This is a genomic window from Robiginitomaculum antarcticum DSM 21748 (genome assembly GCF_000365025.1).
In the GTDB taxonomy this organism is placed as follows: domain Bacteria; phylum Pseudomonadota; class Alphaproteobacteria; order Caulobacterales; family Maricaulaceae; genus Robiginitomaculum; species Robiginitomaculum antarcticum.
In genome coordinates, this window is the sequence record NZ_KB823014.1 from 213,547 (window position 1) to 226,193 (window position 12,647).

Here is a 12,647-nt window from a genome sequence, read left to right on the forward strand (position 1 = left end):
GTACGAAATGCTGCGACGCTACATCTGCATCGCCCATCCTTCAACATCCATTGCTGCCTGACGGACAGCTTCGGTGAGTGTTGGATGAGCATGACAGGTGCGCGCAATATCTTCGGAAGCCGCCTTGAATTCCATGGCGAGGCACACCTCGGCAATCAAATCGCCAACATTGACGCCAATCATATGGGCCCCCAGAATTTCGTCTGTTTCGGCATGGGCGAGTATTTTGACAAAGCCATCTGTTTCGTGATTGCATCGCGCGCGGCTATTGGCTTGGAAGGGAAATTTACCCTTTTTATAGGGGATGCCGTCTTCCTTAAGCTGCTCTTCAGTTTTTCCGACGCTAGATATTTCAGGTTTGGTATAAACTATGCCCGGAATGACGTCATAATTTACATGTCCGGCCTTGCCGACAATTAATTCCGCGACAGCCACGCCTTCATCTTCGGCTTTATGAGCCAGCATTGGGCCATGGGTGCAGTCCCCAATCGCCCAAATATTCTCGACATTGGTTTTAAAATGATCCGTTTCGATAAAGCCGCGCTTATCCGTGGCCACTTTCAATATATCGAGACCCAACCCGTCCGTATATGGACGGCGGCCTATACAGACAAGAACCACATCGGCATCGAATGCCTTGCCTTTCCCGCCCGCGCTCGCTTCCGTGTCGACAGACAGTCCGGACGTCCCTTTATTCACGCCTGTAACCTTGCGGCCCAGTTCGAACTTCATACCCTGTTTTTTAAAAATGCGGGTTGCTTGCTTCTGCACTTCAACGTCTAAGCCCGGTAGAATATGATCCAGATATTCAACAAATGTCACTTCTGCGCCCAGGCGGCGCCAAACAGAACCCAGCTCCAGACCGATAACGCCCGCACCGATAACCAGCATTTTACCCGGCACTTTGGTTAGCTCCAGCGCTCCGGTCGAGGACACAATGGTTTTCTCGTCAATCTCTACGCCGGGAAGTTTCGCCACTTCTGAACCGGTTGCTATCACGATATGCTTGGTACTATAAGCTGTGCCGTCGATATCAACGGTGCCTTTGCCCGTAATTTTTCCAAAACCGAAAACATGATCGACTTTGTTTTTCTTAAACAAAAATTCGATGCCCGCGGTCAAGCCGTTGACGGCCTTCTCTTTGGACTCAAGCATTTTTTTCAAGTTTAGCTTAACAGTCGCGTCAATACCGATATCAGCAAAACTTGTCCGCGCTTCCTCGTAAAGCTCTGACGAATGGAGCATGGCTTTGGATGGAATACACCCGACATTAAGACATGTGCCGCCCAGCTTTTTGTTGTCACGTTTCTCAACGCACAAGACTTTCAACCCGAGTTGTCCGCACCGTATGGCGCAATTATATCCGCCCGGCCCTCCGCCAATGATAATGACATCATAGCTATTATTTTTATCATCAGACATAAAAAACTCCGCGCGTTAGCTGTCGACCATTTGAGCAGTGAAGTAGCGCGGTAAGCGTGCAGACGCAACGCCGTAGCGGCGTAAATTACGGTCAAATTTACTTCTAGCTCAGAAGATCGTTGGTCGTTTGACGGTCGTGCCCACAAAATCTCAAGTGTACCAATGACGACTACGACAGTCGGCATCAGCCAGTACGTTTCACCGCCTGCACCTTTCACGGCTGGCATAGTAAATGTGGGAAGAAAACAAATCAGAGCCGCGATAAAAGAGATCAGGAACGCCGGAACTGCCAATTAATTGCGCAAGAGAAGCATAATTGCAGCGCCCAACCCGCCCCATAAGACAACGGCATAAGCCGCAGTCGCCCAGAGGGGATAAGCCAGAGAAAACCCCGCTCTAGGCGGGGCGTTTGGCATTAAAGATCCAATAATAAACGCTCGGGATCCTCAAGACATTCTTTGACCCGCACTAAAAACATCACGGCTTCTTTACCGTCAACAATACGGTGATCATATGAGAGCGCCAAATACATCATCGGACGAATAACGATCGCGTCATCAATGACAACAGCGCGCTTTTCAATCTTATGCATACCTAGAATGCCGGATTGGGGCGGGTTCAATATGGGCGAACTCATCAAGGATCCGTAAACACCCCCGTTTGAAATCGTAAATGTACCGCCGGACATATCGTCCATAGAGAGCTGTCCATCACGCGCTTTCGCACCCAGCGCGCCAATCCCTTTTTCGATACCGCCAAGGCTTAAGCTGTCGCAATCTCGCAGGACGGGCACAACGAGGCCCTTATCTGTGCCGACGGCAATGGAAATATCATAATAATTTTTGAAAATAATATCCGTGCCATCAATTTCGGCATTGACCGAAGGCACGTCTTTAAGCGCCTGAACGCAAGCTTTCACAAAAAAGCTCATAAAGCCTAATTTAACGCCGTGCTTCTTAATGAACAGCTCTTTGTAATCACTGCGCATCGCCATAATATGGCTCATATCAGCCTCATTATAGGTCGTTAGCATGGCCGCCGTGTTTTGCGCTTCTTTTAGGCGACGCGCAATTGTCTGGCGAATCCGAGACATACGCACGCGTTCTTCGCGCTCGCCTGTAGCGCGCGGCGTAGCCGGGGTCGCAGGAGCCGTAGATGATTTTTCCGGAGTGTTGGCAGGCGGAGCAGGCATCTTTTGTCCTGCCGGATTATTTTTCGCTTGAAGCGCATCGCCTTTGGTTATGCGTCCATCGCGGCCTGTTCCGGAAATGGCGGAACCGTCCAGATTATTTTCTTTGATAATGCGCTCTGCACTTGGCATCGCTTTAGCATTACTTGGCACAGTCTCGTTGACTGAAGGCGTAACGGCGATGCCGCCGCCTTCATCCCCCGCAGATGAAGCGGAGATATCGCCATCCGGCGACGCGCTGTTGGATTCGCCAAGACGCGCAAGTGTATCGCCAATTTTGGCCACTTCGCCTTCATCAATCAAAATTTCAGTGATAACGCCGGAGCGCGGCGCAACCAATTCCTGCGCTGCTTTATCAGTCTCCAGTTCAACAATGGGCTGATCTTTCTTGACCGCATCCCCGGCTTTGACCATCCAGGCAGCGACAGTCACTTCTGAGACAGATTCGCCGACATTGGGCACCTCAATATCGACGGACGCCCCGCCCGGGCTCTTTGACGATGCGCTTTGTGTACTGCTCGGCGCTTCGGTCTGGGCTTTCACTTCGGAATCGCCTTTATCAGCAGACTTTTCTTTATCAGCAGGCTTTTCTTTTTTACTGTCAGATTTAGCTTTAGCGCTACCGCTGGACAGTCTCGCAATCAATGCGCCAATGGCAACATTTTCGCCTTCTTCCGCAACGATCTCTTCCAATATGCCGTCTTCAGGAGAGACCAGTTCTTGCGCAGCCTTGTCGGTTTCCAGCTCAACGAGCGGCTCGTCTTTCTTCACCGTATCGCCGGGCTTCTTAAACCACTGGGCAATGGTGACTTCGGAGACGGATTCGCCGACATTTGGAACAGTAATATCTGTCATAATATGACCTATTGTTTTGCGCCGTGAAGCGCCGGTTTTTTACTTTGCAAAGGCTGCGTCAAGAATAGCCTGTTGCTCTTTTTTATGCTTTGACGCAACACCTGTTGCTGTCGATGCGGAGGCTTTGCGGCCGATATAGCGCGCGCGGCTATGCTTGGCTTCAATGCCCAGAAGCGTCTGTTCTATACGCGGCTCGATGAATGCAAAAGCCCCCATATTTTTGGGTTCCTCCTGACACCACACCATTTCGGCGTTCTTAAAGCGTGACAGCTCCTCGGTCATGGAATCACCCGGATAAGGGTAGAACTGCTCGACGCGAAGCAGGTAAACATCATTTCGGCCTGTTTTTTCACGCTCTTCAAAAAGATCGAAATAGAGTTTACCGGAACATAGAATTACGCGCTTTATTTTACTGTCAGAGACCAGCTTAATCTCGCTCGCGTCGGACCTGTATTGCGCGTCGTCCCAAAGCAGACGGTGGAACCGGCTGCCCGGCCCCATTTCTTTTAGTGTGGAGACACACAACTTATGCCGCAGCAGGCTTTTTGGACTCATATTAATGAGTGGCTTACGAAAGTTTCGCTTCACCTGACGTCGCAAGGCATGGAAATAATTAGCCGGCGTCGATATATTCGTCACCTGCATATTATCTTCCGCGCACATTTGAAGATAGCGCTCCAAACGGGCCGAACTGTGCTCGGGGCCCTGCCCTTCATATCCATGAGGCAGAAGCATAACAAGACCGCTCATGCGCAGCCATTTTTGCTCTGCAGAGCTGATAAATTGATCCACCATAACCTGTGCACCATTAGCAAAATCGCCAAATTGCGCTTCCCAGATGGTTAGCGCCTTTGGCGCGGCGCCGGAGAACCCATATTCAAATCCAAGCACCGCTTCTTCGGATAGATGCGAATTCAAAACCTGATAATATTCTTGCGTCTCGGACAAATGATTGAGCGGCGTATATTTATGTTCATCATCCTGATCAACAAAATGGCTCTGGCGCTGTGAAAACGTTCCGCGTTCCGTGTCCTGACCGGACAAACGCACAGGATGGCCCTCTGTAACCAAAGTGCCAAAAGCCATATGCTCGGCGAGACCCCAGTCAATATCCGCGCCGTTTTTAATCTTTTCCGCGCGCGCCTTGATAATACGCTTAAGCGTGCGGTGTATTTTTACGGAATTCGGAATGGTCGTGATGCGCTTGCCGATGTCCTTAAGCGTTTCGATAGTCACAGCAGTCTCACCGCGGCGTTTACCGTCAGTTTCCGCCGGAAGCGTCAAGCCCTGCCAGACACCTTGCAGCCAGTCCGGCGCTTTGGTTTCATAACTTTTGGCTTTATCAAATTCGCCGTCGAGGAATGTATAAAATTCGTCGACCATCTTTTGATGCTCGACCTCAGTGATCGCGCCGTCTTCGATCAGACGGGCAGCATAAACCTGCCGCGAACTGGGGCGATCATTAATGACCTTATACATAATTGGTTGCGTAAAGGAGGGATCATCACCTTCATTATGGCCATAGCGACGATAGCAGATAATATCGAGAACCACATCCTTGCCAAATTTCTGGCGGTATTCCGTCGCAATGCGCGCCGCAAAGACAACGGCTTCGGGATCGTCGCCATTCACGTGGAAAACCGGAGCCTGAACCATGAAGGCTACATCCGAGCAATATTCGCCTGAGCGGTATTCGTCCGGTGTCGTGGTAAATCCGATTTGATTGTTAACAATAACGTGGATTGTGCCACCCGTGCGGTAACCCGTCAACTGGCTCATCTGGAAACATTCCATGACGACGCCCTGACCGGCAAAAGCGCTGTCACCATGCAGGATGACGGCCATAACTTCTTCGGGTTTATGGGACTGATATGTGCCGGAGGCCATTTGTTGTTTGGCGCGGGTTTTGCCCATGACAACAGGCGCAACAACTTCCAGATGGGACGGGTTTGGCGCAAGACTAAGATGAACTTTATTACCGTCAAATTCACGGTCATCAGAAGCGCCCAAATGGTATTTTACGTCACCGGAGCCAAAATCTTCGGCCCCGGAGGCAACACCGCCAAGAAATTCATAGAAAATCGCGGAATATGGCTTCTGCATAATCGCAGCCATAACGTTTAGGCGTCCGCGATGGGGCATTCCGAAATTTATATCTTTCAGTCCAAGCTGCCCGCCGCGTTTAATAATCTGTTCCAGCGCTGGCAAAACAGCTTCCGCGCCGTCAATACCGAAACGTTTGGTGCCGGGGTAGCGTTTTTGCAAAAGCTGCTCGAAGCCTTCGCCCTCAATCATTTTTTGCAAAATTGCTTTCTGTCCTTCAGGCGTAAAACTGACCGACTTATCCGGTCCCTCGATACGCTCCTGAAGCCACAGCTTCTCCTCCGGATTGGAGATATGCATAAATTGAATGCCAAAGGTGCCGCAATAAGTGCGGGTCACAATCTCTAAAATTTCGCGAACCGTCGCCGTTTCCAATCCTAATACGCCGTCGATAAAAATATCGCGGTCCATATCGGATTCGGTAAATTCATAAGTGGCGGGATCAAGCTCTGGATGCGTGCCTTGGGGCCGTAGCCCCAGGGGATCGAGATTGGCAATATGGTGCCCGCGCACGCGATAAGCCCGTATTAGCATCAATGCGTTCAAGCTGTCACGCGCCGCAGCGCGAACTTCATCACCAGATAGCTGCGGCGCGGCTTTGGCAATTTTGGCTTTCGCCATATCCGGCGTGGGAACGTCGCCCCAATCACCGGTGAGCGCGGCCGTTAGCTCTCCGCTTTCTGCACCGGGCCAGCCGTCCTGCTTCCATGACGGGCCTGCAGCCACTTTTTTAGCGTGCGCCCCGTCTTCGGACAGTGAGTCAAAATAGGCCCGCCAGCTGGCGTCTACGCTGCCGGGATTATCGGCATAACGCGCCTGCATTTGCTCCAGATAGAGCGCATTGGCCCCGTCCAGAAACAGCGTGTCGATCAGGTTTTGATTGTGCTCGGAGCGGGATTTATCCGCCATATTAGCCTCTTTCGGATATTATCCGTTTAAAACATCCATCATGGTTACGCCGAGCTTTGCCGGAGAATTGGAGACGCGAATCCCCGCCTTTTCCAACGCCGCAATCTTGTCTTCTGCGCCGCCCTTGCCGCCCGACACAATTGCGCCGGCATGGCCCATTGTACGGCCGGGAGGCGCTGTGCGTCCGGCAATAAAGCCCACCATAGGCTTTTTGATACCCTTTTTGGCCATATGCGCCACATATTCAGCGGCTTCTTCTTCGGCGCTGCCGCCGATCTCACCGATCATGATAATTTGTTTTGTTGCATCGTCATGCAGGAATAACTCCAAACAGTCGATAAAGTTCGTTCCGTTGATGGGATCGCCGCCAATACCAATCGCCGTCGTCTGCCCAAGGCCGACCTGCGTGGTTTGAAATACGGCTTCATAGGTCAATGTGCCGGAGCGTGAAACCACGCCACATGTGCCTTTTTTGAAGATTTTACCGGGCATAATGCCGATTTTGCACTCTTCAGGCGTTAAAACGCCCGGGCAGTTCGGGCCAATTAGGCGCGACTTAGAACCGACAAGCGCGCGCTTAACCGGGATCATATCAGAGACAGGAATGCCTTCAGTAATCGCAATGATCAGCTCCATCTCAGCGTCAATTGCCTCAAGAATAGAGTCGGCCGCGAAGGGCGGTGGCACGTAAATCACGGACGCCGTTGCGCCGGTGGCATGTTTGGCCTCGTCCACGGTATCAAAGTTCGGCAGACCCAAATGCGTTGTGCCGCCCTTACCGGGCGTCACGCCGCCGACCATCTTCGTGCCATACTCCATGGCTTGCTTGGTATGGAACGTACCGGTCTTACCGGTCATACCCTGCGTAATAACTTTGGTATCTTTGTTAATTAATACTGACATTATTCTAATTTCCCTCTGCCACGACTGGCACGATCTTAATATATGTAAAATAATTTATATCAGGCGAGCGTATTTCGCGCATAATATAGTGTGATCCCGCTTCACCTGACGCAGTGAAGCGCTTTTCGATATCTATATCTACGACCTGAGTAAGATTTAGGTTTTTTGCGTGAACAAAATCCTGTTGATAGCCATCGGGATCATCATCGATTACAGTAACCGAACAGTAATTGTATTTTTGTGTTGAGAGCTGTCCCTTAGCCGTAAGAGCTAGCCACATGCCACCATCTTGAATTTCGACAACATAACCCTTAGCAGAGTTAACCTTCGTCATGAAATCATCAGGCATAAGAGCCTCAACAACATCACTATCAGCGCTATCCCAGTTTTCAGTCATGAAACGCGCATCTACAGCGTCTTGCTCGCCACTACCTGAGTCGCAGACATTAAGAAACTCAGCGGTGGGGCCGTATTGGGGCACTCCGGCAAATGCGGATGTCGAGCCTAAAACCAACATAGCGGAACAGGCCCGAATAGACTTAAATACTCTCACAGCCCTATCCTTTAACCGCCGCGACAATCTTCTGCGCTGCGTCGTCAAGGTCGTCAGCCGCAATGACGTTCAGACCAGACTCATTAATGATTTTTTTGCCGGCTTCGACATTTGTGCCTTCGAGGCGCACAACGAGCGGTACTTTCAGACCAACTTGTTTAACCGCGTCGACAGTGCCTTGGGCAATGACGTCACATTTCATAATGCCGCCAAAGATATTAATCAGAATACCTTCAACTTTTTCATCAGACGTCAGGATTTTGAACGCAGCAACGATATTTTCTTTGGTCGCGCCGCCGCCCACATCGAGGAAGTTGGCCGGCTCTGCGCCGTAAAGCTTGATAATATCCATTGTCGACATCGCCAAGCCCGCACCGTTGACCATACAGCCAATATTGCCATCCAGCGCTACGTAAGACAGGCCGTATTTCGCCGCTTCCAACTCTTTTGCGTCTTCTTCAGTCTCATCACGAAGTGCCTCAATATCAGGATGCCTATAAAGCGCATTTTCATCAAAGCTAATTTTAGCGTCCAGACAATGCAGACGCTGATCTTCGGTAACGATTAATGGGTTAATCTCAAGCATGCTCATATCTTTGGCTAGAAAGCCTTCATATAAAATCTTGCCGAGTTTTCCCGCCTGCTTAGCCAGATCACCTTTGAGTTTAAGCGCTTTGGCCAACGTGCGGCCATGATGGGGCATAAAGCCTGTCGCCGGATCAATGTCAAAATTGATAACCTTTTCCGGCGTATCATGCGCAACAGCTTCAATATCCATCCCCCCCTCGGTGGAGACAATAAAAGAAACGCGTGATGTATCGCGGTTTATAATGATCGACAAATAGAGTTCGCGGTCAATATCGGAGCCGTCCTCGATATATAGTCGGTTGACTTGCTTACCCTCATCAGAGGTCTGCGCGGTCACCAGATACTCACCGAGCATCTCTTTGGCATTTTTGACAACATCTTCAACGGAAAAGGCCAAACGCACGCCGCCTTTAGCGTCGGCGGGTGCGCCGACAAATTTACCTTTGCCGCGTCCACCCGCGTGAATTTGTGATTTTACGACCCATAATGGCCCGCCTAATTTTTCGGCTGCGGCTTTAGCTTCGGTGGCTTTAAAGATCGCAATGCCTTTGCTGACCGGCGCGCCAATTTCTTTTAGGACGGCTTTGCCCTGATATTCGTGAATGTTCATGGAAAAATGTGCTCTTTGTGACTAAAGTCTACCCCGATAGCCGGGCGAAGCCCGCTTATAAGAGCCCATCCCGCGCGCTGCAACAGCGGATTGACCATATCACATATATGTAATGACGCAGCTTGTGAAATATGGGCTGAAAGAGCTCAATATAACTAACGCCGCGTTATAATATCGATAGCGAATTCGGAGTTATAAGTCATATTCTTCGCCCCGCGTAAATTACACGGGATTATTTCAGTATAACTGATATGACCGTTTTGGAGCCCGCGACAGAAAATTTTGCCGAATTAAAGTCAGGCGGACCGAATGCACTGCGCGCATTGTTGGAAAAGGTATAAGGCTCTGACGGAATGCCCAGCGCATTAGTATCAAGCTTGCCATTTTCATTTATATCCCGAAACATACGCAGCGCATAATCACCTTCTGGAACATCGAAGAATTCGAGCATAGCCGTCGGCTCTGTAACTTTTACATTGGCTGTAAAATTTGCAGTATCAGCATTGTAGGTCTGCTTATCAGAAAGCGTCGCCCGTATCGTTCCGGAAAGACTTTCAAGGCCGGCCACAGATACAATTACACTGGACTTTGGCGTAATCTCGGTATTGATCTCAGGGTTTGTTGAAGCCGATGTATGTGGAAATTTCGGCGCATCTATACCCGCGCAACTCGTCACACCAAGAACAGACATTAAGATCACATGTTTTGAAACTTAAAACTCCTGCCCGTAAGCCCAGCATTTTACTTCACCGAAAGGCGGAAGGTGTGTCACAGGGTAAAGCCGCTTTGACCCTAGCGCCTCTGCCGTTTTTATCGATCCGATATTCTCCTCACCGATAACATGAATAACACGGCTCCACCCAAGATGGTCGCGGACATAATCAATACAGGCGCGGCCCGCTTCCTTAGCGTAACCTTTGCGGATGTAATCGCGGTGAATTGTCCAGCCGATTTCCGGCTCAGGCCAGCCTTCGGGGCACCACGGGCCGACCCTTCCAATAAAATCACCGCTGGATTTTTCAATGACCGACCAGAAACTATAGCCCCGCACAGCCTGGTGGCCGATAAGCATCGCCATTTGACGCCAAGCGCCCGCACGGTCCATGATTTGCCCGCCGATAAAGCGCACCGTCTGCGCATCACTCATCATATCTGTCCATGCATCAAGATCCGCTACAGGATCAATATGGCGCAATATAAGGCGGTCAGTTTCCAGAACAATATGACTCATATGGAGTTTTTAGCGCATGAGTACCGCGCTGAACACTCAAACTTCATTTCAAAGAAATACTATTCCGCGTGGTGTGATCTTCGGAGAGTATACACTTTGACTCACCTCATTGGGACGTTCTGACGGTCTAAATATTTTCGTCAGAATCAGGCGCGTCGCCCGCGCCTTCAATATCTGCGCCCTCGGCAGGCTCTGCCGGGCCGGGCTCAGGCAGCGGCGTAGTGCGCGGCGCGGCGCCATCGTAAACGGCGGGCATAGCCGATGTTGGACCGGGCAAGAGCGCAGCATCTGCTGATTTAGTCGAGCTTGGCGCGGAACCTGGTCCACCAGTGACGCAGGCCGTCATAGCAACAGTAGAGATAAGCGCAGCCGTCATGAACAGTGCGCGGTAAGAAGCAGTCTGGATCGTGTTTTTCATAGTAGAATAATCCGCAGCTCCGCGCATTGTTCCTCACGCGTCCGAATAATGATCCACTTCACATAAAAAAGCCGCCCCAAAGGACGGCTTTTCATTTTTTTGAAGCCTGTCTTTAATCGCGAAGTTCGGGTTCCATTTCCTGACATTCGGCGATGATTTTCTCAACCGCAGCGACAGAATTCATGAACATTTCGCGCTCATCGGATTTCAAACGGATATTCATAATCTTCTCGACTCCGCGCGCGCCAATCATAGCCGGCGCGCCCACATAAAGACCGCGAACCCCTGCAATCTGTCCGGATAAGCGCACCGCACATGGCAGAATACGTTTCTTATCGCGCAGATAAGAAACAGCCATTTCAATGGCTGATTCAGCAGGCGCGTAAAACGCAGAGCCATTACCCAACAGGCCGACAATCTCGCCGCCGCCCTTACGGGTGCGGGTGACAATCGCGTCGACTTGCTCCTGTGTGATCCATTTCATCTTGACCAAATCCGGCAGCGGGACTCCATTTACGGTCGAATAGCGCGTCAGCGGCACCATAGTGTCGCCGTGGCCGCCGAGAACAGAAGCGTGAACATCTTCAACAGAGACGCCCATGGCTTCGGCAAGGAACCAGCGGAACCTTGCACTGTCCAGAACGCCGGCCATACCCACAACTTTGCGCGGTGACAAACCGGAGAATTTCTGCAGGGCCCAGACCATGGCGTCCAGCGGATTCGTTATACAGATAACGAAGGCTTTAGGCGCGTATTGCTTGATCCCCTCGGCGACCTGTTTAATCACGCCTAGGTTTTTTCCGACAAGTTCAGAACGGTCCATACCGGGCTTACGCGGAAAACCGGCCGTAATAATGCAGACATCGGCGCCTGCAATATCAGCGTAATCATTTGTCCCTTTAAGATGGCTATCTTTGCCAAAGACGGATGTAGCCTCGCACAAATCAAGGGCTTTACCCTTAGCCGTTCCTTCGAAAATATCGAATAGGACAACATCGCCCAACTCTTCGCGCGCCGCAATATGCGCCAGTGTTCCGCCGATCATGCCTGCGCCGATAAGTGCTATTTTTGCCCGTGCCATATAGGTCTCCGTAATTTACTGATTTAGCATGCTGTTAACGTGCACGACCCTGCGGGGCAATGAAAACCCTGTGATAATTAAGTCAATTTTGCGATATTGGAGGGGGCGCATTGATAAATGTCTGCCTTATGCATAATTAATCAATGTTCAAAATATTTGTTCAGTGAATTGATAGGCTAATCCACGACAGTTTTTGCGCTCTAGAAACATATAGTTTATTGGAGGCGGCGCATGTAATTGCCAACGAGCATATGAATAATGGGACGCTGTTTTACAACGCCACTGCGTTAAGGGAGAAACTCATGTTTAAATATCTGATATTTACCGGGTTGAGTGTAGCGCCGTTTATGTCTGGACCAGCCTTTGGGCAAAGCGCGGCAAATCCGGATAGGGAAATCGAGATTTATATGAGTGCTGCGATTGCGTGTTCTAAGGCTGTTCAACAGGGCGGTTATGCCGCCGGGACAGAGACTGACTGCTTTGAAGTCAAACGCTTGTTGGACGACATTATTAATAGCGGCGAGCCTATGACCCCGCACGTAAAAAACTACGCCGTGCTTGCAGATATTTTGGTCTATCAGACCATCAGCACGGTTTATGCCAAAATTGAAGGCATCGGATCTACCCATGGCTGCCAAATCGTTCGCGATTCCCGCGCAGTGAGCGCGCAATATGTGAATGGCGAGACACCTGAAGCTGATCTAACAATGAGTAAGATAGTAGGCGGCATCGATGAATTGGGTAAGTCTTGCTAACTCACTTTAAGGAGGGGAAAATCATTCTAT

At 50.5% G+C, this 12,647-nt stretch carries 11 protein-coding genes; 1 reads left to right on the plus strand and 10 read right to left on the minus strand.

Features of this window, described 5'->3' with window-relative positions:
- Nucleotides 1–18: 18 nt before the first annotated feature.
- The 10 genes from lpdA to mdh all read right to left on the minus strand — a co-directional run bounded on the left by lpdA (nucleotide 19) and on the right by mdh (nucleotide 11,862).
- The gene (lpdA, locus tag H142_RS0113020) at nucleotides 19–1,422 is read right to left on the minus strand and encodes a dihydrolipoyl dehydrogenase (RefSeq protein ID WP_017932590.1); all 1,404 of its coding nucleotides are present in this window, start codon (nucleotides 1,420–1,422) and stop codon (nucleotides 19–21) included.
- 415 nt (nucleotides 1,423–1,837) lie between these two features.
- Nucleotides 1,838–3,466 (minus strand): 2-oxoglutarate dehydrogenase complex dihydrolipoyllysine-residue succinyltransferase, encoded by a 1,629-nt coding sequence (odhB, locus tag H142_RS0113025; RefSeq protein WP_017932592.1) that lies wholly within the window; start codon nucleotides 3,464–3,466, stop codon nucleotides 1,838–1,840.
- 39 nt (nucleotides 3,467–3,505) lie between these two features.
- The gene (locus H142_RS0113030; protein WP_017932593.1) at nucleotides 3,506–6,478 is read right to left on the minus strand and encodes a 2-oxoglutarate dehydrogenase E1 component; all 2,973 of its coding nucleotides are present in this window, start codon (nucleotides 6,476–6,478) and stop codon (nucleotides 3,506–3,508) included.
- Between the two features lie 18 nt (nucleotides 6,479–6,496).
- A complete protein-coding gene (gene sucD / locus H142_RS0113035) occupies nucleotides 6,497–7,381 on the minus strand; it encodes a succinate--CoA ligase subunit alpha (RefSeq protein WP_017932594.1) in 885 nt (294 codons plus the stop codon).
- Nucleotides 7,382–7,385: 4 nt separating this feature from the next.
- Nucleotides 7,386–7,934 carry a hypothetical protein gene (locus H142_RS0113040; RefSeq protein WP_156812032.1) on the minus strand — a complete coding sequence of 183 codons (549 nt, stop codon included), beginning with the start codon at nucleotides 7,932–7,934 and terminating at the stop codon, nucleotides 7,386–7,388.
- A gap of 4 nt (nucleotides 7,935–7,938) precedes the next feature.
- Nucleotides 7,939–9,132 (minus strand): ADP-forming succinate--CoA ligase subunit beta, encoded by a 1,194-nt coding sequence (sucC, locus tag H142_RS0113045; RefSeq protein WP_017932596.1) that lies wholly within the window; start codon nucleotides 9,130–9,132, stop codon nucleotides 7,939–7,941.
- A 232-nt stretch (nucleotides 9,133–9,364) separates the two neighbouring features.
- A complete protein-coding gene (locus H142_RS16545) occupies nucleotides 9,365–9,823 on the minus strand; it encodes a DUF2141 domain-containing protein (RefSeq protein ID WP_017932597.1) in 459 nt (152 codons plus the stop codon).
- Between the two features lie 21 nt (nucleotides 9,824–9,844).
- The gene (locus H142_RS0113055) at nucleotides 9,845–10,363 is read right to left on the minus strand and encodes a GNAT family N-acetyltransferase (protein ID WP_017932598.1); all 519 of its coding nucleotides are present in this window, start codon (nucleotides 10,361–10,363) and stop codon (nucleotides 9,845–9,847) included.
- A 127-nt stretch (nucleotides 10,364–10,490) separates the two neighbouring features.
- The gene (locus H142_RS0113060) at nucleotides 10,491–10,781 is read right to left on the minus strand and encodes a hypothetical protein (RefSeq protein WP_026148060.1); all 291 of its coding nucleotides are present in this window, start codon (nucleotides 10,779–10,781) and stop codon (nucleotides 10,491–10,493) included.
- A gap of 112 nt (nucleotides 10,782–10,893) precedes the next feature.
- The gene (mdh, locus tag H142_RS0113065) at nucleotides 10,894–11,862 is read right to left on the minus strand and encodes a malate dehydrogenase (protein ID WP_017932600.1); all 969 of its coding nucleotides are present in this window, start codon (nucleotides 11,860–11,862) and stop codon (nucleotides 10,894–10,896) included.
- A gap of 302 nt (nucleotides 11,863–12,164) precedes the next feature.
- On the opposite strand from mdh, the gene H142_RS0113070 reads away from it, so the two are divergent.
- Nucleotides 12,165–12,617 carry a hypothetical protein gene (locus tag H142_RS0113070; protein WP_017932601.1) on the plus strand — a complete coding sequence of 151 codons (453 nt, stop codon included), beginning with the start codon at nucleotides 12,165–12,167 and terminating at the stop codon, nucleotides 12,615–12,617.
- Nucleotides 12,618–12,647 lie beyond the last annotated feature (30 nt).